The organism is Mycolicibacter minnesotensis, from assembly GCF_010731755.1.
GTDB lineage: Bacteria > Actinomycetota > Actinomycetes > Mycobacteriales > Mycobacteriaceae > Mycobacterium > Mycobacterium minnesotense.
Genome location: NZ_AP022589.1, coordinates 750,574 through 771,388 on the forward strand (window position 1 = coordinate 750,574; position 20,815 = coordinate 771,388).

The window sequence follows — 20,815 nt, forward strand, 5'->3', positions numbered from 1 at the left end:
GAGTGCAGCGATGACACGCAACGGCACCGTGGCGACCGTGCCCACCGACGAAGAGCTGGCCGTCGTCTCCGACGCGGCCGGGCGGATGCGGGTGCGGGTCGGGTGGGTGCGCGGTGACTCGCGACGCGCCGTGGCCGCCGAGGAGGCCGCCGGACGCGTCAACGGCGTCCGCACCGTGCACGCCTATCCCCGCACCGGCGCTGTCGTGGTCTGGTACTCACCGAAGCGCAGCGACACCGCGGAGATCCTCGCGGCGATCGCCTCCGCGGCCACCGTCGCCGCCGAACTGATCCCGACTCGCACTCCCCGCTCGGCCGACATCCGCAACACCGACGTGCTGCGCATGGTGATCGGCGGCGCCGCACTGGCACTGCTGGGTCTGCGCCGCTACGCCTTTGCCAGACCGCCCCTGCTGGGACCCAGCGGCCAGCTCGTCGCCACCGGTGCCACAGTGTTCATGGGCTACCCCTTCCTGAGGGGTGCGCTGCGCTCGATCCGGTCCGGCAAAGCCGGAACCGACGCGCTGGTGACCGCTGCGACGGTGGCCAGCCTCGTACTGCGTGAGAACGTGGTGGCCCTCACCGTGCTGTGGTTGCTCAATATCGGTGAGTACCTGCAGGATCTGACGCTGCGCCGCACCCGCCGCGCCATCTCCGACCTGCTTCGGGGCAACCAGGACACGGCCTGGATCCGGCTGACCGACGGTACCGAAGTACAGGTGCCCATCGACACGGTGCAGATCGGCGACGAGGTGATCATCCACGACCACGTTGCGATCCCGGTCGACGGCGAAGTCGTCGACGGCGATGCGATCGTGGACCAGTCCGCGATCACCGGCGAGACTCTGCCGGTCACCGTGGCCACCGGCGCGGGCGTGCACGCCGGTTCCGTGGTGGTACGCGGCCGACTCGTGGTGCGGGCGACCGCGGTGGGCAATGAGACCGTGATCGGCCGGATCATCAGCCGCGTGGAGGAGGCCCAGCTCGACCGCGCCCCGATCCAGACCGTCGGCGAGAACTTCTCCCGGCGCTTCGTTCCGGCTTCGTTCCTTCTGTCGGCGGCCACCCTGGTGCTTACCGGCGATGTCCGCCGCGCGATGACGATGCTGCTGATCGCCTGCCCCTGCGCGGTGGGCCTGTCCACACCGACCGCGATCAGCGCCGCGATCGGCAATGGTGCTCGCCGCGGAATCCTGATCAAAGGTGGATCGCATCTGGAGCAGGCCGGCCGGGTCGACGCGATCGTCTTCGACAAGACCGGAACATTGACGGTGGGCCGCCCAGTGGTGACCAACATCGTTGCTATACATAAAGATTGGCAACCCGAGCAGGTGCTCGCCTACGCGGCCAGCTCAGAATTGCATTCGCGGCACCCGCTGGCCGAGGCGGTGATCCGATCCACCGAAGAACGCCGCATCATCATCCCGCCGCATGAGGAGTGCGAGGTCCTGGTCGGTCTGGGCATCCGCACCTGGGCCGATGGCCGCACATTGCTGCTGGGCAGCCCGAACCTGCTGCGCTCGGAGAAGGTCCGCATCTCGAAGAAGGCGGCGGCCTGGGTCACCAAGCTGCGCGCGCAAGCCGAGACCCCGCTACTACTGGCGGTGGACGGCGTGCTGGTCGGTTTGATCAGCCTGCGCGACGAAGTCCGCCCGGAGGCTCGTGAGGTGGTCGAGGAGCTGCGCGCCACGGGAATTCGCCGGATCGTCATGCTCACCGGCGACCACCCCGAGACCGCGGCGGCAGTGGCAGACGAACTCGGCATCACCGAATGGCGCGCCGAGGTGCTGCCCGAGGACAAGCTGCAGGTGGTCCGCGGGCTGCAGGACGAGGGCTATGTGGTGGGCATGGTCGGCGACGGTGTCAACGACGCGCCGGCGTTGGCAGCCGCTGACATGGGCATCGCGATGGGCCTGGCCGGCACGGATGTGGCGGTCGAGACCGCCGATGTCGCACTGGCCAACGACGATCTGCGCCGGCTGCTCGATGTCCGGGATCTGGGCGGCCGGGCCGTCGAGGTGATCCGGCAGAACTACGGAATGTCGATCGCGGTCAATGCGATCGGCCTGCTGATCGGTGCCGGCGGTGCGCTGTCACCGGTGCTGGCGGCGATCCTGCACAACGCGTCGTCGGTGGCCGTCGTGGCCAACAGCTCGCGATTGATTCGCTACCGGCTCGAGACAGAACCGTTGGCGTCTGCCCCCGCGGTGCCGTAATCTGTCTCCCGTCCCGACTGTTCCTGTCGAGCACCACCACCAGCTCCAGGGCAGTCGGGACTTCGCGTTCCTGCGGGAGGCGCGACCGGGTTTCCCCGGTGGTCAGCAGCCGCAGCCCTCACCGCGCCAGGAGCGGAAGCCCTGCCACACCGAGACGCCGGCCACCCCCAGACCGATCAGCGGGTCCAGCCACCAACCACCGGCCCACTGCGTGGCCAGCGTGAGCCCGACCAACACTGCGGCGGCCTGGATCGCACACAAGTAGTTCTGCACGCCCTCACCGACGGTCGCCGCCGAGCCCAATCGGGTGCCGAGCCGCCGCTGGGCACGGCCCAGAATCGGCATCACCAGAGCGGCGGCGGCCGTCACCGCGATACCGATGGCGGTGCCCTCACTGTGCTGGTCGCCGAAGAAGTGATGTACCGACTCCGCGGCGATGTAGGGGGCGTTGATCCAGAACGAGATCGCCACCCCGATCTGGGCACGCCGCTCGGCGGTCTCGGAGAGGGTACGAGCACCGGTGAAACGCCAGATCACCACCGCCCCGGCCAGCGCCTCGGGAATAGCACCCAGGGCCCAACCGGTCAGAGCGATCGACCCGGCTGCCAGACCCTGCCACAGGCCCACCACGCCTTCCACCGAGACCAGCACCAGACTCACCCAGGCGAGCCGACGGGCCCAGATCGCCGCCCGGCGCCAGCCCTCGTCGCGGACCACACCAACGGTGTGGGCGTGCCCCGCGTGATCGTGGTCGTGCTGCCCGGTGGTTGCGACCGCCGCGTCGATCACCGGCTCGGTGATGCCCGTTGCAGGCCCCACGACGCGACTGTCCACGAAAAAAATGCTACCTGCCGTTTCAGTGAGACAGCCGTCACAGCGGCGGCGGCGCCGGTCGCCTAACTGTCGGTGTCCACCTTGACCACCCGGTCATTACCGCGGTCGGCGACGTAGACACCGCCATGCTTGTCGACCGCCACGTCCAACGGAGCGTTGAGACCGGTGAACGGGAGCACCACCGGGATCGCGGCCCCGGCCGCCAGTTTCACCACCTTGTTGCGGTTGTGTTCGGTGACGTAGACGTCACCGGCCTCGTCGACCGCGATACCCCATGGGGCGACGATCCCGGCGAAGGGCAACACCACCTGTTCGCCCGAGGCAACCACTAGTTTGAGCACCCTGTTATTGCCGGTGTCGGTGACGTAGACGTTGCCGGCGGAGTCGACCGCCACCCCGTCGGGCTTGTTGAGGCCGATGAACGGCACCGTGGTCTGGATATTGGAGACGGCGTCCAGCCGCAACACCACATCGTTGCCGCGGTCGGCGACGTAGACGTTGCCCTCGGAGTCCACCGCGACACCGTCGGGGTCGTCCAGGCCGGCGAACGGCAGCACCGTGTGGGTGTCCGACTCTGCGCCGAGTTTGATCACTCGGCTGTTGACATCGGAGAAGTACACGTTGCCGATGCTGTCCACCACCAGGCCGCGCGGCTGGTACTGGTCACTGAACGGCATCACCGTCGAAGCGGCCGAGTCGGCGGCCAAGCGCACCACCCGCCCGTGCATGCCCTCGCTGGCGACGTAGACGTTGCCATCGCCGTCCACCGCCACCCCACCGGGTGAGAGTCGGTACTCCAGGTTGGTGAAGGGCAGCACATCCTGGGGTGGCGCGGCGACGGGCGTCGCCGACGAGGGCTGCGACACCAGATGCCCGATGCCGGCGACGACCGTGACCACTGCAACCGCAGCGGCGGCCACCAGCACCGGTTTGCTGGGACGCCGCCAGCGCCGGGACGGGGTGGGGATGATCGGGGTAGGCGCCTGCAGGTCGCCGCGCAGCAGGGGCGACATGGGCAACGGTGCCGGGGCCGGGCCACCAAGACCGGCTTCCGCCGGCGTCCATCCCGTTCGGCTGACACCTGCCGGCAGCGCAGCGCCGCCGCGGAACTCGGATCGGGGTTCAGGCTCCAGGCCGCCGGGCAGGTGCAGTGCCGGCTCGCCGCGCCGCAGAATGCGGGAGACCTGGTGGCGTTCGGGCTCCGTCAGCGCCTGGTAGGCCGCGGCCGCCAGCTCACCGGCGCTGCTGTAGCGCTCCTCGGGTTTCCGCGCCAGCCCGCGTGCCAGCACGGCGTCGATGGCCGCCGGAACTCGCCCGGGACGGAGCCTGCTCGGCTGCGGGAGCTCCGCCGTGCGGCGTTCCTCGATCGCCTCGTCAACTGTCTCGGCGGCGAATGGGGGCACCCCGCTGAGCGTCTCGGCCAACACACAGGCCAGCGAATAGATGTCGGCGAGGTGCGTGACCTGCTCCCCGGAGAGACGCTCGGGCGCCATGTAGGCGAGAGTTCCTGCAGAGGGCTTGGCCCTCGCACCGGGTTCGGCGAGCGCCGCGGCCACCCCGAAATCCATGAGGTAGGCCAGATCGTCCCCGGTGACAAGGACGTTGGCGGGTTTGACGTCGCGGTGCACCACATAGGCGTTATGTGCCGCGTCCAGCGCGGCGGCGATCTGGCGCACGATGGCCACCGCACGTGGCGGGCTCAGCGGACCGGAATCCGCCAACACCGTCGCCAGGTCGGCGCCGTCGAGCAGACCGGTCTCCAGATACAGCACACCGTCGATCTCGCCGTAGGCACGGATCGGCACCACATGGGGTTCGGTGAGCTGACCGGCAGCCTCGGCTTCGTCTTCCAGCCGGCCGCGGAACGCCGCGTCGGCCGAGAGCACCTCGGAGATCAGGTTGAGCGCCACCATCTCGTCATGGCGAGTGTCCTCGGCCCGGTAGAGGTCGCCCACGGCATCGTGGCCGAGCAACCGCCCCAATTGGTACGGGCCGAATCGCGATCCGGTCCGCGAACCCGGTTCGGGCTTGTTCACCGACGACACTCCCTTCGACCCACAGTGCCGCGCACTGCGGCGAAAGATTGGCTACCAGACTAACCGGCAACAACGCCGCAAACGGTCACGAGATCGCGTTCGCTGCCGCCAGGACCCGGGATGAGAAGGACGCCGGCAGCGGAATGGAGCCGTACTGATCCAGGCCATCCTGGCCAGGACCGATCGCGGCCTGCAGGAACGCCTTGACGGCCGTGCCGGTCGCGGCGTCGGGGTATTTGGAGCAGACGATCTGGTAGGTCGCCGACACGATCGGATATGCGCCGTGGTCGACGGGCCGGTACAGCGAGGTCGTGTCGAGCACCAGGTCATTGTTCGCGTTGATGTCGGAGACGAATTTCGCCCCGGCGATCGTCTTACCGACCGATTCTGCGGAGATCGCCACCGGTGCGGATCCCGCCGAGGCGACGACCTGGGCGATGGGCAGCTGCTTGCCCACCGCAAACGACCACTCGCTGTAGGTGATGGAGCCCTCGGTGCTCTGCAGCGCTGTCGCGACACCGCTGTTGCCGGTGGCGGCCTCACCGATACCGCCGTTGAACATATCGCCGCCCCCGGCGAACCACGCGCCGTCGGAGGCGCTGTCGAGGTACCTCTGGAAACTGGCGGTGCTGGAGGCTCGATCGCCCCGGTAGACCACATGGATGGGCAGTGCAGGCAGGGCGACCCCGGCGTTGAGCGCCTTGATCACGGGGTTGTCCCAGCTGCCGATGCTGCCGTTGAAGATCTTCGCCAGAGTCGGCCCGTCCAGGCTGAGGTTGTTCACCCCGGCGATGCGATAGGTGACCGCGATCGGACTGAACACGACGGGCAGGTTCCAGGCCGGTGAACCGCAACGCTCCGCGGCCCGTTCCGGCTGAGTCTTGGCGGGATCCAGGGCGGCCTCGGAGCCGGCCAGATCGAGCTCATTGGCGATGAAGTCGTCGACACCGCCCGCTGAGCCGTCGGCGACGTAGTCCACGGTCTGGCCCGGGCAGGCCCGGCTGTAGGCGTAGCCGAACTGTTCGATCGCCTTCGCCTGGGCGGTCGAGCCGCCGGCGCGCAGCTCGCCCTTGCCCCCGCAATCCACCCCCGCCGACGGGTCGGCGGCGGACACCAACTGAGTGGCACTGTCGCTGCAGGCCGAGACCATCACTGCGCCGATCGTCAGTAGCGCCGCAAGCACGGTCGATCGGCCGGATTTCACAGGACGAGACTGTACCGCGACCGCCCGCCCGCGGGCCTGGTACCGCCGGTTTCAGCGCGGGCAGTCAGACGCGGTTCCGGGCCCGGTGAGGAGCATCCGTGCACCGGTCAACGCGGCCAATATCACCGCGACACAGATCAGCCCGTCATCTTTGAGCCCCCACTTGACCGCGACCAGTGTCGCGGCCCCAGCCACCAGAAGCAGCAGGCCCGCGACGGTTCCGCGGCCCGGGGCCGCGACGATCGGGGCGTCCCAGCCGGGCAGGGCGTTGTTCTCCAGCCCCCGCAGCACCACAAACAGCCAACCGACCGCGGTTACCACCAGGATCAGCTGCATGACGCTGATGACGGCGAAGTGCGGCAGTCCCGGATAGCGAGCCCAGCCCATCTGGTCGAAGAGCAGGTGGACGCCCAGCAACACCGGGATGTGCCACAAATACAGCGTCATGGCTCCGGAGTTGCCGACCGCGGCCAACCACCACACCCGTGGCCGGTGCGCCCATCGGGTGATCACCGGGGCGGCGCAAATCGCCAACGCACTGAGCACGATCGCGTGCCCGGCCAGCAGCAGCGACGGCGGATTGGTGTTGGACAGTTGGTGATCGCCGGTGCCGACCATGCTCAGTTGGTAGGGCCCGAAGACCACCAGCGCGACATCGATCATCAGGAGCGCCGCCGCGATTGCCAGCGCCACGCGCCGGGCCAACAGCCCGCGCCGGAAAGCGACACCGAACATCGCCGGGATCAGCCATACCGCCAGGTTCAGGTAGCCAAGCGGCGCGAACGCCGGATCGTGCAGCCGTAGGACGTCGATGACCGCGATTGATCCGTAGACAGCGGTGACACCGACGAGAAGTCGGCCTGCGGTGGTGATCCGAGACAGCATCGGCATCGCGGCAAGCACCAGCACGTAGGCCCCGAGGAACCACAGCAGCTGAATACTGATGCCGGCCACCGGTTCGTAGACGTGGCGGGGCAACAGCGGCCGCAGCACGGACAGCGCGACGGCCCAGAAACCCAGGTAGAAGAACACCGGCCGGAACAACCTTGTGCAGCGTCTCATCAGCCAGACGCCCCACTCGCCTCCCGGACGCCAGGTGCTCAGGCAGGCGGCGGCGCCGGCGAAGAAGAACAGCGGCATGACCTGGAAGACCCAGGTCAATCCCGCCAGTGCCGGCGTGGCGGTCAGCAGGTTGTCCCAGATCAGCACTCCGTCACGGATCACGCTGGTGGCCATCACCGTGTGGCCGGCGACCACGCCCACCAGCGCGGTGATGCGCATGACGTCCAGAGCGCGATCACGCTCGACCGGCGTCGCCGCAGCGAGCTCGGCGGGTCCCGGGAATCCCAACAAGGTGGTCATCATCGGCTACCGCTCGTCCTGCTGCGCCAGACTGCGCGCGTACCCGGTGCCCATGCCCAGCAGCAGCAGGCCCGCGACGATGAACGCCGCTACCCGGAACATGCCGTCCAGAGTGCCCAGGTCGAACAGGAAAAGCTTGGCGGTGGCGGCTCCGGTGAGCGCCAGACCGGCCGCGATCGCCCACGTACGGGCACCGCGGTCGGCCAGGCGCAACGCGTGGCGCAGCAGCACGGCAGCCATCGTGATCCAGCACAGGGTGGCCGCCATGTGACCAGCCAGGAACCCGCCCCCGGTACCGCCGACAGCGACGCCGGCGGTGACGGTGAACGCGGTGACGGCATAGCCGATCAGCGCCCCACCGGCCACCGCCAAGATCGGAGCATTGGCCGGATCTGTGCTGTCGGCCAGCGCGTAGGCCCGGGCCACGGCGATCACCAGCGCGATCACCAGCAGGCTCGCAACCAGCGTTGCGACCGTGTCGGGAATCGACATCTGCGTTGGGCTGATCAGAGTGCCCGGTGCTGCATAGCCGAGGTAGACGATGCCTCCCGCGAAACCGAAACCTGCTGAGACCCAACGGCCCACGCCACTGCGCTGCCCGGCGATCGCGACCAACAGGGCCATGCCCAGCAGCACCGGCGCCAGTACCGAGCCCTGGAACGCCGTGGTCACCGCGATCAGTGCGGCGACCGCGGACAGCGCCGCGAAGACCTGCACGGCCACCGGCTGCAGTGCCCGGTGAGCAAGGACTATCCCGAGCATGACGACCGAAAGCGCACCCGCGAGCACGGTGGCCGGCGCCCGGCCCACCACGGCTCCCACTGCCAGCACCGGCAGTGTGCCGGCGGCCGTCAACAACGCGACTGTGCCCGGCCTGGTGCTGGTCGGAAGTACCAGCAGGCCACCGATGACGGCGAGCACTGCCGCCACCGCGCAGGCCCCGCCGAGCAGCAGCCGGTGGTCGTCACCGCTGACCGCGACCAGCGCGGTCAGCAGGGGCAACGTCGCCGCCGCGATGCGTGCCCCGAACATCGCGGTCCAGTCCTTGCCCAGCTGCACCGGCAAGGCCGTCGCCGACAAGGCCAGCAGGAAACCGATCAGCAGCAGGTCGATGTCCCCGGTCAGGACCGGCGCCAGACCAATCAGCGGAACCAACACCAGCACCCCGAGGTGCTCAGAGTCCCAACGCCTCGACAAGACCAGTCCGGCTCCGCCGACCGCGGCCGCAACCACCAACCCGACGGCCGCCGGCACCCACTGGTAGTAGGCGGTGATCGCGACGATGTCCAGGTAGGCCGCGGCGATTCCGGTGGCCGCCAACGCGATGGCCCCGGTCCGTCCGCCAGGGCGACCGTGCAGCCGGTGTGCCGCTCCGACCAGCAGGGCCGACAGTACGAAGCCGCCGACCACCCGGATCTGGGGACGCAGGATGCCGGCCTGGGCCGCCAGCACGAGAAGCAGGACGACGCCGACGAGTGTCACCGCGACACCCGCAACGGCAAGCAGTTTGCCGACCCACCCCGAGGCGCCCACGGGGACTTCAGGTTTGGGGACTACCTGAGTTGGTGACGGCGCCGGGCTCGGCGGCACGTACGGCGCTGCCACCGGGATCACGGGCACGGCGGCAGCCGGCGGGATGCTCGGTGCGCTGAGCTGCCGATCCAGTTCGGCGAGCTCCGTCGAGACTCGGTAGAGCTGCCAGGACAGTGCGTGGCATTCCGCGGTAAGCCGAGTAAGAACAGCACGTGGTTCGGTCACGTCGGCAACGATGCCGCACGGCAGGCGAAATCGGATGAGTAGGACTACTCGACTTTGCCCTTCAGCTGTCCAATCCGTGTTCGATGGCATACCGGGCAAGTTCAACCCGGTTGGCGACCTGCAGCTTGCGGAACGTCGCCTGGACATGGTTTTCCACGGTGCGATGACTCAAGCTGAGCCGCTGCGCGATCTGCTTGGCGGACAGGCCCTTGGCCACGTGGCGTAACACCTCGGTCTCCCGCTCGGTCAGGGCGGGCGTGTCCGGTCCTGCCTCCGGGCTGCGTTCCAGGCGGCGATACTCGCCCAACACCAGTCCGGCCAAACCCGGGGTGAACACCGCGCGCCCGGCGGCGGTGGCGTGTACCGCCTCCGTCAGTTCCTCCCGGGAGGCGCTTTTGACCAGGTAACCGGTGGCCCCGGCCTTGACCGCCTGCAAAACGTCGTCACGTTCGTCCGAAGCCGACAACACCAACACGCGGGACTGTGGCGAGACCGCGAGGATCGCCGTTGTTGCGGTCACCCCGTCGCCGTCGCCCATGCGCATGTCCATCAGGACCACGTCGGGCTTGACCGCCTCGGCCCGCCGACGCGCACTGTGCACACCGTCGGCGGTCGCGACCACGGTGAACCCGGAATCGGCCAGGTCGCGAGCGACGGCGTCGCGCCAGATCGGATGGTCATCGACCACCATCACCGTCGGATGCTCAGTTCCCACTCTGTTCCCTCCCCGACCTCGGTGCGCAGGACTGCGCCGCCGCCCAACGCGGCCAGCCGACCCACGATCGACTTCGATACCCCGACATGTCCCTGGCGAACGGCCTCCTCCAACCGGCCGGCGGCGATTCCCACCCCGTCATCGCGCACGCTGACTGTCACCGTTGCACCCAGGTCTTCGCAGAGCACGAAGGCCCGAGCGTGCACCCCGGCGTGGGCCCACACGTTGTCCAGCGCATTACCCACGGCCGCGTCGAGCTCGGCGGCCGTATCCGCCTGCAGCAGTACCGGAGTGCCGGGCAGGCTGAGCGAAACACGTTCGCCGGCTCGGCGGTTCAACAGCGCCCGTAGGTCCGTGGCGCCGGTGGCGTCATCCTTCGCCGCGACGTCTCCCGAACTCACCAGCCGGCGCAGTGCTCGCTCCTGTTCGCCGGCCAGCTCACCCAGCTCTGCTGCGGCGCCACCGATCTCACGTCCGCGGCGGGTGACCAACGCGAGCACCTGGATGACTCCGTCGTGCACATGCCGCGACAGCCGCTCGCGTTCTTCGGTTGCCGCCGCCAGCCGGGTCGCCCGCTGCAGCTCGTTGTGGGCTCGGCGTGCAGTCTGGGCGGCCATGCCGACCGCCAGGCCCAGTGCCAGTTCGACGATCATCGTGGCGTTGCGGCCGAAGTTCAGGCTCACGTAGCCCTTGACGAAGGCGCTGGCCGCGGTCACGAGGGCCGCGGTCGCCATCCCTCCGGTCGAGCCGAACTGCAGCGCGGCCGAGACCGTGGCATTGCTGGCCCACAAGGTCGTCGGCCAGGATTGGTTGTCGAGTTCCCACTGCCGAGAGGCCACCACATCGGTGGAGAGCATCAGGGCCACGACCACGATGATCTCGGTGATCACCCACGCCGGCCGGCGAGCGAAGCCGCGTAGATAACCGATCCCACACAGGCCGCTGAAGCCGATCAGGACCGCGAACAGCAGCCAGGCCAGTCCGGGACGGCGCATGTCGTCGTTGATCGCCAGCTGGAATCCCAGCGCATATAGACAGCTGAGTAGCCGAAAGACCTGCGCGGCCCGCCACAGTGGGGTCACCGGGTCCGGGTCGCAGGCGGTGCTCACACGAACTGCCAGGCGGCCCGCGCTATCGCCAACTCTTCGTTGGTCGGTACCACCAGGACGGTGGTGGGTGAGGCGTCGGTGGAGATGACGCGCGCGCCCTTGCCGCTGCGGTTGCGCTGGGGATCCACCACGATGCCCAGCCCGTCCAGGCCCGCCAGCGCGTCTTCGCGCACGCTGGGCGCGTTCTCCCCCACCCCGGCGGTGAAGGCGATCGCATCGACACGACCCAGCACCGCCAGGTAAGCGCCCACGTATTTGCGCAGCCGGTGAATGTAGACGTCGTACGCCAGGGTGGCGGCCTCAGCTCGCGAACCGCCGGCGGCGCGCTGCTCGAGCAGTTCCCGAAAGTCGTTGACCCCGCACAGCCCTTTCAGGCCGGAGCGCCGGTTCAGCAACTCGTCGAGCTCATCGATGTCCAGTCCGGCAGTGCGGTTGAGGTGGAACAACACCCCCGGGTCGATGTCGCCGCTGCGGGTGCCCATCACCAGGCCCTCCAGCGGGGTCAGCCCCATCGATGTCTCCACGGCCACCCCGCCGCGCACGGCCGACGCCGAGGCGCCGTTGCCCAGGTGCAGCACGATGATGTTCAGCTCGCGCGGCTCTCGGCCCAGCAGCACGGCCACCTCACCCGAGACGTATTCGTGCGATGTGCCGTGGAATCCGTAGCGGCGGATGCCGTACCGGGTTGCGACGTCGTGGTCAATGGCGTAACTGGCGGCGGCGGCCGGCAGCGAGTGGAAGAACCCGGTGTCGAACACCGCCACATGCGGGACGTCCGGAAAGTCCTTGCGCGCCAACTCGATCCCGATCACATTAGCCGGGTTGTGCAGGGGCGCCAGTTCGGACAGTCGCGCCACCTCGGCCACCACCTCATCGGTGATCAGCGTGGGGGCGTAGAACAGGTTGCCACCGTGCACCACCCGGTGCCCGACGGCCCGAACGGCGGCAAGGTCGATGCCGGAGTCGGTGAGCTGCCGATGGATCAGGCGCAGCCCGGCCGCATGGTCGGCCACCGGACCGTCGGGTTCGCCGATCTGTTCCACCAGGCCGGACAGCGGCACGGTGCCCACCACCGGGTCGACCAGCTGGAACTTGATCGACGACGAGCCCGAATTGAGCACCAGCACCAACCCGGGTGCGGCCGCGGTCATCGAGCCGCCTCCTGCGCTTGGATCGCGGTGATGGCCACGGTGTAGACGATGTCGTCGACCAGGGCTCCCCGGGACAGGTCGTTGACGGGTTTGGCGAGGCCCTGCAGTACCGGGCCGATCGCGACCGCGCCGGCGCTGCGCTGTACCGCCTTGTAGGTGTTGTTGCCGGTGTTGAGATCGGGAAACACCAGTACGGTGGCGCGCCCGGCGACCTTCGACTCCGGCATCTTGACCGCGGCGACTCCCTCGTCGACCGCTGCGTCGTACTGGATCGGTCCGTCGGCGAGCAGGTCGGGGCGCCGCTCGTGCACCAACTGCGTTGCGGCCCGGACTTTGTCCACACCGGCACCCGACCCGGACTCACCGGTGGAATAGGACAGCAGCGCCACCCTGGGTTCAATGCCGAACGCGGCCGCGGTGGCGGCCGAGGAGATGGCAATGTCGGCGAGTTGCTCCACGGTGGGATCCGGTACCACCGCACAGTCTCCGTAGGCCAGCACCCGATCCGACAGGCACATCAGGAAGACACTCGACACCGTTGATACCCCGGGTGCGGTCCGGATGATCTCGAAAGCTGGTCTGATCGTGTGGGCCGTGGTGTGCGCGGCACCCGACACCATGCCGTCGGCGATCCCCAGGTGCACCATCATGGTGCCGAAATAGGAGATGTCGCGCATGATCTCGCTGGCACGCTCTTCGGTCATGCCCCGGTGCGCACGCAGCCGGGTGTATTCGGCGGCGAATCGTGCTTGCAGTTCGCTGCTCGCGGGGTCGATCACCCGTGCCGAGTCCAGGTCCACGCCCAGTTCGGCGCCGCGTCTGCGCACCGCGCCTTCCACGCCCAGCAGGGTCAGGTCGACAATGCCGCGAGACAGTAATCGTCCTGCTGCCAACAAGATTCGATCATCGCTTCCTTCCGGAAGTACGATATGACGGCGGTCGCGCCGGGCTCGTTCCAACAGCCGGTACTCGAACATCTGCGGGGTGACGACGGTCGACTGCGGAACCCGGAGCCGTTCGGCCAGTTCGACGCCGTCGACGTGAGCCGCCATCAGTGCCAGTGCGGTGTCGATCTTGCGCAGCGCATCGACGGTGATCTTCGATCCGGTATTGGACACCATTTCGGCGGTGTCGTAGGTGCGGTGGCTGGTGGCGATCAACGGCAGCGTGGGCCGCAGACCCTTGACCAATTTGTCGATGGCCGGGTGCGGCAACAGGCCGCCGTTGAGGATCATCCCGGCGAGCGAGGGAAATCCCTGCGCTTCATGGGCGTTCACCAGTGCCAGCAGCACATCGGAGCGGTCGGCGGGCACGATCACCACTTGACCTTCGATCAGCCGGTCAAGAATGTTCTCAGCGGTCATGCCGCCGACCATGACGCCGAGAACTTCGCGTCGCAGTAACTCCGGGTCGCCGCTGTAGACGGTGCCGCCCAGTGCGGCGCAGAGTTCACCCATCGTCGGAGCCGACAGCAGGGCGACCTCGGGCACTGCGAAGGTCGGGATGTCGGCGCCGGCCAAACTCACCGAGATGGCACTGGTGATCTCGGCCAGCCGGTCCGGGTCACAACGGTTGGCGATCACCGCAGCTGTGTGTGCATGCACCGCGGCCACTTCGGCCAGGCATCGATCGGTGATCTCGGCGATCGCCTGTGGGTCGCGCTGGTGTCCGTTGACGGCGAGCACCAGGGGCGCCCCCAGGTTCACCGCGATGCGCGCATTGAAGCTCAGCTCGCTGGGGTTGACGATGTCGGTGTAGTCGCTGCCGACCACCAGTACGGTGTCGCAACACCGGGCTACTTCGTGGAACTGCGCGACGATCTCACTGAGCGCGGCGTCCCGGTCGGCGTAGACCTGCTGGTAGGTGACGCCGCGGCAGGCGTCGTGGTGGTCGACGGTGGCGGTGGCATGCGCAAGCAGCAACTCAAGCAGCTCGTCGGGTTCGTCCAGCGATCGCACGACCGGACGGAACACACCCACGCGTGCCGATGAGGCGGCCAGCTGGTTAAGCAGGCCCAATGCCAGGACGGACTTGCCGGTGCCGCCCTCGGCGGCGGCGAGGTAGATGCTCGAGGCGCCCGCGTTGCCGTCTGACATCGGTTCAGGCCACGGCGATCCGGTCAAGCGCCGCAGTCAGTCGCGCCACCGTTCCCTCGACGTCAGCGAGCTTGTCCAGCCCGAACAGACCCAACCGGAACGTACTGAACGCCGCCGGCTCATCGCATTGCAGAGGCACTCCCGCGGCGGTCTGAAGTCCCTGGGCCACAAACTTCTTCCCACTACGAATGTCTGGGTCCGTGGTGTAGCTCACCACCACGCCGGGGGCCTCGAAACCGGGTGCTGCCACACTCGGGAAGCCCCGTTCAGCCAGCAGTGCCCGCACCTTGCGGCCCAGGGTGAACTGTTGTTCGCGAACCACATCGAAACCGAGTTCTCGGGTCTCGGCCATGGCGTCGCGCAGGCTGCGGATCACTCCGGTCGGCATGGTCGCGTGGTAGGCATAGCCGCCGTTCTCGTAGCTGGCCATGATGTCGCGCCACTTCTTCAGATCCAACGCGAAGCTGGTGCTCTGGGTGCGTTCCATGACCTCCACGGCGCGGCGGGACAAGCAGACCATCGCGCAGCCCGGTTCAGAGCTCCAGCCCTTCTGCGGTGCGGTGACCAACACGTCCACGCCTAGCGCCGCCATGTCCGACCAGACGACTCCCGAGGCGATGCAGTCCAAGACGAACAGGCCGCCCACCGCCGTTGTCGCCGCGCCGACGCGTGCCAAGTAGTCGTCGGGAAGCAGTATTCCGCTGGAGGTTTCGACGTGGGGCACACACACCACGGCCGGCCGGACCCGGGCGATGGCCTCCTCCACCTCGTCGACGGGTGCAGGGGCCCAGGGCGCCTGGTCGCCGTCGCCCGTCGGGCCTGCCTTGAGCACGGTGGTGCGGTCGGTGATGCGCCCAGTCTCCAGAATCTGGCTCCACCGGTAGCTGAAGAACCCGTTCCGCAGGACAAGCACCTCGGCGTCGGTGGCGAACTGTCGCGCAACCGCCTCCATGCCGCACGTCCCGTTGCCGGGCACCAGGACCGCTGCGTCGGCGTGGTACACCTCGCACAGCATGGCCGAGACATCGTTCATGACGGTCTGGAAGCAGGTGGACATGTGATTGAGCGCCCGGTCGGTGTAGACGACGGAGTACTCCAATAAGCCGTCGGGGTCGACCCCGGGCCGTAGTCCTGCCATCAAGCCTCTCCTAGGTCGGACGGGCAGCGCCGATTGCCAATCTTAGGGCTGCGGGGGTTCGGGGTTCACCGATGCGCGTGACCGATCTCAACCGATCTGGACATCGGAAATGTTGCGACCACCCAGGCCGAGCACAGCGTGGTGCCGTGGTCGAATTGGGCGCCGGAGAGCCCTTCGACGGTGTCGACGAACGCATGCCGGGCCGTACGAACGGGTTCGTGTCGCGTGCTCATCGCCCCGGCGTCAGCGCAGGAGGTGCCGGCTCATCACGACACGCTGAATCTGGTTGGTGCCCTCATAGATCTGGGTGATCTTGGCGTCACGCATCATCCGCTCCACCGGGAAATCAGTGGTGTAGCCAGCCCCGCCGAACAATTGCACCGCGTCAGTGGTGACCTCCATGGCGACATCGGAGGCGAAACACTTCGACGCTGCGGAGATGAACCCCAGCCCGGTCTCACCACGCTCGGCACGAGCCGCCGCCGAATACACCATCAACCGGGCGGCCTCCAGCTTCATCGCCATGTCGGCCAACATGAACTGCACGCCCTGGAACGTGCTGATGTTCTTGCCGAACTGCTTGCGATCCTTGGTGTAGGCGATCGCCGCGTCCAGCGCCCCCTGAGCGATACCGACGGCCTGCGCACCGATCGTCGGACGGGTGTGGTCCAGCGTCCGCAACGCGGTCTTGAAGCCGGTGCCCGGCTCGCCGATGATCCGGTCACCGGGAATCCGGCAGTTCTCGAAGTACAACTCCGTCGTCGGTGACCCCTTGATACCGAGCTTGTGCTCTTTGGGACCGATGGTGAAGCCCTCGTCGTCGATGTGCACCATGAACGCCGAGATGCCGTTGGCATCCAGGTCCGGGTCGGTCACCGCCATCACCGTGTACCAACTGGACTTACCACCGTTGGTGATCCAGCACTTGGAGCCGTTGAGAATCCAGTCATCACCGTCGGCTTTGGCGCGGGTGCGCATCGCCGCGGCGTCACTGCCGGCCTCGCGCTCGCTCAACGCATACGACGCCATCACCTCGCCCGACGCAAGCCCGGGCAGCACCTGAGCCTTGAGCTCTTCAGACCCCGACAGGATCAATCCCATGGTGCCGAGTTTGTTCACCGCCGGGATCAGCGAGGAAGAGGCACAGACTCGGGCCACCTCCTCGATCACGATGCAGGCCGCCACCGAGTCTGCACCCTGGCCGCCGTACGCCTCAGGCACATGCACCGCGTTGAAACCGGAGGCGTTCAGCGCCGCCAAGGCCTCGTCGGGGAACCGGGCCTGCTCGTCGACCTCCTTGGCGTGAGGAGCGATCTCCTTCTCCGCCAGCGCCCGGATGGCCGCACGCAATTCATCGTGCTCCTCGGGGAGCTTGAACAGGTCAAACGATGGATCTCCGGCCCACCCAGCCATGACAGCCTCCTAAGCTACTCGCCGGTAACTTTACCTTGAAGCATCGCGTCCTTCGCAAGCACGCTCTCGGCCAGTTGCTCTTGAAAGGCCACCATGCGGGTGCGCAGCGCAACGTCGGCCGACCCCAGAATGCGCACCGCCAGCAAACCAGCGTTGCGCGCGCCGCCGATAGAGACGGTGGCTACCGGAACTCCAGCCGGCATCTGCACGATCGACAGCAAAGAATCCAGGCCGTCCAACCGGGCGAGCGGGACCGGCACACCGATCACCGGTAGCGGTGTGGCCGAAGCCACCATCCCGGGCAGATGCGCGGCGCCGCCCGCCCCGGCGATGATCACCTCGATGCCGCGGCCGCCGGCGTCGCGCGCGTAGTCGAACATGCGCTGCGGAGTGCGGTGCGCTGAGACCACTCCGACTTCGAAGGGGACGTCGAACTCGGCCAGCGCCATGGCCGCGTCCTCCATCACCGACCAGTCGCTGTCACTGCCCATGACGACGCCGACCCGGGGACCGGGCCTGTGTTCACTCATGCGGATCCCATCCATCGCTCCATTCCCCATGCGACAACCAGTGTGCCGCGCTTTCGGCCCGCTCGCGCAGCTTCGCGACGTCCGTCGCTTCGGCCCCGAGCAGGTTGATGTGGCCGATCTTGCGGCCCGGCCGTTCACCTTTGCCGTAGAGGTGAACCCGGGCATCGGGATACCGCGCGAACAGGTGGTGCAACCGCTCGTCCATCGTCATTGTCGGGGCTGCCGCAGCGCCGAGGACGTTGGCCATCACGGTCACCGCCGCCACCGGCGTGGTGGCGCCGAGCGGATAGTCCAGCACCGCACGAAGATGCTGTTCGAACTGGCTGGTGGCCGCACCGTCCATGGTCCAGTGCCCCGAGTTGTGCGGCCGCATAGCCAACTCGTTGACCAGCAACTCTCCGTCGACGGTTTCGAAGAGCTCGACCGCCAGCACTCCGACCACGCCCAACTCGTCGGCCAGGTTCAGCGCCAACCGTTGCGCTGCCACAGCAGCTTCGTCGGAAAGATCGGGCGCCGGCGCGATCACGGTCACACAGATTCCGTCTTCCTGGACAGTCTCGACCACCGGCCACGCCGCGCCTTGACCAAACGGCGATCGGGCGACCAGCGCCGAAAGCTCCCGGCGCATCACCACCCGCTCTTCGGCCATCACCGCCACCCCGGCGGCCCGATAGTCCTCCACAGCGGCGCGGGCCGCCGTGATGTCGTCGACGAGCGACACCCCCCGCCCGTCGTAGCCGCCGCGGACCGCCTTGACCACCATGGGGCCGCCGGTCAACGCCGCGAAATCCTCGAGATCCTGCGGCGTCTCGATCGCGGCGAATCGCGGCACCGGCGCTCCCAGCTCCGCCAACTTGCGGCGCATCACCAACTTGTCCTGCGCGTGCAGCAGTGCAGCGGGCGGAGGTGCGACGTTGATGCCCTCGGCGATCAGCTGGTCCAGCAGTTCGCCCGGGACGTGCTCGTGGTCGAAGGTGAGCACGGTGGCCCCGGCCGCGGCCCGGCGCAGGTCGTCGAGGTTGGTGTGCGAGCCCAGCACGACGTCCGGGGTGACCTGGGCAGCCGGCTCGTCCGCCGCCGCGGCCAGCACCCGCAGCCGCTGTCCCAGCGCGATCGCCGCCTGATGGGTCATTCGAGCCAGCTGGCCGCCACCCACCATGGCGACCAAGGGTGTACGCCCATCGGCAGGCGAGGTAGAGGTTGGGGGGGTCGGCACGGGCAATATCGTGTCACGCCGGCCCAACGGGGTCGCTACGCAGTCGTTAGGCACGCAAGGGCCTGAGTCCGTACACTGGCAACTTGTGTCTTTTACCGACGCCACGATCGCCCGCCTACCGCGGGTGATCCGTCCGCTGGCCGAACGCCATCATGAGCTGATCAAGTTCGCCATCGTCGGCGCGACCACCTTCGTCATCGACTCGGCGCTGTTCTACACGCTCAAGCTGACGATCCTGTCGCCCAAGCCCGTCACCGCCAAGGTCATCTCCGGGATCGTCGCGGTGATCGCCTCCTACATTCTCAACCGGGAGTGGAGCTTCAAGGCCCGTGGAGGCCGGGAGCGCCACCACGAGGCGCTGCTGTTCTTCGGGGTCAGCGGTGTGGGCGTGCTGCTGTCGATGGCGCCGTTGTGGTTCTCCAGCTACGTGCTCGGGCTGCGCGTGCCCATGGTGTCGTTGACCGTCGAGAACCTCTCGGACTTTGTCTCGGCCTACATCGTCGGCAACCTGCTGCAGATGGCGTTCCGCTTCTGGGCGTTCCGCCGCTGGGTCTTTCCCGACGAGTTCGCGCGCAGCACTGCCACCGCACTGGACGCAACGCTGGAGACCGGTGCGCTGGCCGAGGCCATCGAGGACGTCTTGGAGGGCGGCCCGGACACCGGCGTGGTGACTCTGCTCCGCCGCACACCGCACCCTCAACCGCGAGCGGACGGCCTGTCGAAGACTTCGTGATACAGCAGCGTGTGGACCTGCTCCACCCGCGGGATGTCGTAGAACTCCAGTGGCTCCTGTGACGCCGACTCGATGATCAGCGTCCCAGTGCGCAGGATCCGATCGATTAACCCGTGGACGAATTCCACACTGTTGATCCGGGACAGGGCGATGTCGAGCCCGCTGCGGGTCAACAAGCCGTGCCGAAACATCACCCGCCGGTCGGTGACGACGAAATGCGTCGTGAGCCAGCTCAGGAACGGCCAGACCGATAGCCAGCCGACGACCACCAGCCAGATCACCCAGATCACGGCGAAGACGATGTTCTTGGCGGTCGGATCCCAGGCCCGCGGGTTGACGAAGCCGCAGGCGAACGCGGCGAAGGCGGTGGCCAGCAACAGTGCCAGCACCGGCAGGATCAGGCGTTTGACATGCGAATGCCGATGCAGCACCAGCTGCTCGTCGTCGGCCAGCACGTTCTCCGGGTAACCCACGGCAGTCGCCTAGCCGTTGCGCCGCAGCCGAGTGACGTCACCGGCCGACACCGTGACCGTGGAGTCGCCGGTGTTGATGACCAGGCGGCCGGTGTCGTCGATAGCCTCGGCCAGCCCCAATACCTGGTGATCACCGGGGATGTCGGCGCGGACCTGTGCCCCCAGCGTGCAGCTGTGCCGCCGATAGTCCGACACCAACGCGTCGTCGGCCCCACCGGCCGCGCGCCACGCCGCGATCCGGTCCGCCAGGTGTCGCAGAACCGCGCCGGCCCAGATATTTCGGTCGATCACCGGGGAGCCGAGCATGGCCAAGGAGACGGCCGCCGGGTCCGGGGCCTCCTGCGCGGTCATGGTCACGTTGAGCCCGAGACCCACCACGATCCGCTGCTGCGGCGCGGCCACCTCGGCCAGGATGCCGGCCAGCTTGCCGTCGCCCGCCATGACGTCATTGGGCCACTTCAAGCCGACCTCAATGCCCGAGACCTCGGCGATCGCGTCAGCGACGGCGACCCCGGTGGCCAATGTCAGCCAGCCCCAGCCCGCCGTCGGTACCGTGTCCGCGGCGACGCCCACGGACAACGCGAGCTGGCTGCGCACCGGGGCGCTCCAGTGGCGACCATGGCGCCCACGACCAGCTGTCTGATGCTCCGCCAGCAGCACCGCGCCGTCGATGTCGTCGCCCTTCGCCGAGCGGGCCAACAAGTCGGCATTGGTGGAGCCGGTTTCGGCCACGACATCCACGGCACGCCAGGCTGCGGGACCGATCAGCGCAGCGCGCAGTGCGGCGGCGTCCAGCGCGGGTCTGTCCATGGCGGTCAGCTTACGACCGGGC

The 20,815-nt window shown here is 68.0% G+C and carries 18 protein-coding genes; 2 read left to right on the forward strand and 16 right to left on the reverse strand.

Features of this window, described 5'->3' with window-relative positions; all coding sequences use genetic code 11:
- The first annotated feature begins 10 nt into the window (after positions 1–10).
- Positions 11–2,215, forward strand: coding sequence for a manganese-exporting P-type ATPase CtpC (gene ctpC, locus G6N09_RS03725; protein ID WP_083023781.1), 2,205 nt, complete (start codon positions 11–13; stop codon positions 2,213–2,215).
- A gap of 102 nt (positions 2,216–2,317) precedes the next feature.
- On the opposite strand, the gene G6N09_RS03730 is transcribed toward ctpC, so the two are convergent.
- From G6N09_RS03730 to G6N09_RS03795, 14 genes are all read right to left on the reverse strand, one after another.
- Positions 2,318–2,932, reverse strand: a complete 615-nt coding sequence (locus tag G6N09_RS03730) for a cation efflux transmembrane domain-containing protein (protein WP_083023977.1) — start codon at positions 2,930–2,932, stop codon at positions 2,318–2,320.
- A gap of 179 nt (positions 2,933–3,111) precedes the next feature.
- Positions 3,112–5,085 carry a serine/threonine-protein kinase PknD gene (locus tag G6N09_RS03735; RefSeq protein WP_083023975.1) on the reverse strand — a complete coding sequence of 658 codons (1,974 nt, stop codon included), beginning with the start codon at positions 5,083–5,085 and terminating at the stop codon, positions 3,112–3,114.
- Between the two features lie 85 nt (positions 5,086–5,170).
- On the reverse strand, positions 5,171–6,289 hold the full coding sequence (gene pstS, locus G6N09_RS03740; RefSeq protein ID WP_083023779.1) for a phosphate ABC transporter substrate-binding protein PstS: 1,119 nt from the start codon (positions 6,287–6,289) through the stop codon (positions 5,171–5,173).
- Between the two features lie 51 nt (positions 6,290–6,340).
- Positions 6,341–7,651 carry an acyltransferase family protein gene (locus tag G6N09_RS03745; protein ID WP_083023973.1) on the reverse strand — a complete coding sequence of 437 codons (1,311 nt, stop codon included), beginning with the start codon at positions 7,649–7,651 and terminating at the stop codon, positions 6,341–6,343.
- A 6-nt stretch (positions 7,652–7,657) separates the two neighbouring features.
- Positions 7,658–9,409 (reverse strand): DUF2339 domain-containing protein, encoded by a 1,752-nt coding sequence (locus tag G6N09_RS03750; protein ID WP_083023777.1) that lies wholly within the window; start codon positions 9,407–9,409, stop codon positions 7,658–7,660.
- A gap of 61 nt (positions 9,410–9,470) precedes the next feature.
- Positions 9,471–10,100, reverse strand: coding sequence for a response regulator (locus tag G6N09_RS03755; RefSeq protein ID WP_109558855.1), 630 nt, complete (start codon positions 10,098–10,100; stop codon positions 9,471–9,473).
- The gene (macS, locus tag G6N09_RS03760) at positions 10,100–11,233 is read right to left on the reverse strand and encodes a MacS family sensor histidine kinase (RefSeq protein ID WP_083023776.1); all 1,134 of its coding nucleotides are present in this window, start codon (positions 11,231–11,233) and stop codon (positions 10,100–10,102) included. Before macS ends, G6N09_RS03755 begins: the two co-directional genes overlap by 1 nt.
- Positions 11,230–12,384: an acetate kinase gene (locus G6N09_RS03765; protein WP_083023775.1), complete on the reverse strand. Its 1,155-nt coding sequence runs from the start codon at positions 12,382–12,384 to the stop codon at positions 11,230–11,232. Before G6N09_RS03765 ends, macS begins: the two co-directional genes overlap by 4 nt.
- Positions 12,381–14,480 carry a phosphate acetyltransferase gene (gene pta / locus G6N09_RS03770; protein WP_083023774.1) on the reverse strand — a complete coding sequence of 700 codons (2,100 nt, stop codon included), beginning with the start codon at positions 14,478–14,480 and terminating at the stop codon, positions 12,381–12,383. Before pta ends, G6N09_RS03765 begins: the two co-directional genes overlap by 4 nt.
- Before the next feature lie 4 nt (positions 14,481–14,484).
- A complete protein-coding gene (locus G6N09_RS03775; protein WP_083023773.1) occupies positions 14,485–15,618 on the reverse strand; it encodes an aminotransferase class V-fold PLP-dependent enzyme in 1,134 nt (377 codons plus the stop codon).
- Positions 15,619–15,683: 65 nt separating this feature from the next.
- Positions 15,684–15,851 (reverse strand): hypothetical protein, encoded by a 168-nt coding sequence (locus G6N09_RS03780; RefSeq protein WP_163752650.1) that lies wholly within the window; start codon positions 15,849–15,851, stop codon positions 15,684–15,686.
- 10 nt (positions 15,852–15,861) lie between these two features.
- On the reverse strand, positions 15,862–17,031 hold the full coding sequence (locus G6N09_RS03785; protein WP_083023772.1) for an acyl-CoA dehydrogenase: 1,170 nt from the start codon (positions 17,029–17,031) through the stop codon (positions 15,862–15,864).
- Between the two features lie 14 nt (positions 17,032–17,045).
- Positions 17,046–17,561, reverse strand: coding sequence for a 5-(carboxyamino)imidazole ribonucleotide mutase (gene purE / locus G6N09_RS03790; RefSeq protein ID WP_083023771.1), 516 nt, complete (start codon positions 17,559–17,561; stop codon positions 17,046–17,048).
- Positions 17,554–18,720, reverse strand: coding sequence for a 5-(carboxyamino)imidazole ribonucleotide synthase (locus tag G6N09_RS03795; RefSeq protein WP_234806947.1), 1,167 nt, complete (start codon positions 18,718–18,720; stop codon positions 17,554–17,556). The genes purE and G6N09_RS03795 overlap by 8 nt, the downstream gene beginning before the upstream one ends.
- A 142-nt stretch (positions 18,721–18,862) precedes the next feature.
- On the opposite strand from G6N09_RS03795, the gene G6N09_RS03800 reads away from it, so the two are divergent.
- Complete coding sequence (locus G6N09_RS03800; protein WP_083023767.1) at positions 18,863–19,510, forward strand: GtrA family protein; 648 nt, start codon at positions 18,863–18,865, stop codon at positions 19,508–19,510.
- Here the strand turns inward: G6N09_RS03800 and G6N09_RS03805 are convergent.
- Positions 19,474–19,983 (reverse strand): PH domain-containing protein, encoded by a 510-nt coding sequence (locus G6N09_RS03805; protein WP_083023765.1) that lies wholly within the window; start codon positions 19,981–19,983, stop codon positions 19,474–19,476. The two genes, G6N09_RS03800 and G6N09_RS03805, sit on opposite strands and share 37 nt — an antisense overlap.
- Before the next feature lie 9 nt (positions 19,984–19,992).
- Positions 19,993–20,793 carry a biotin--[acetyl-CoA-carboxylase] ligase gene (locus G6N09_RS03810; RefSeq protein WP_083023969.1) on the reverse strand — a complete coding sequence of 267 codons (801 nt, stop codon included), beginning with the start codon at positions 20,791–20,793 and terminating at the stop codon, positions 19,993–19,995.
- Positions 20,794–20,815: the final 22 nt, after the last annotated feature.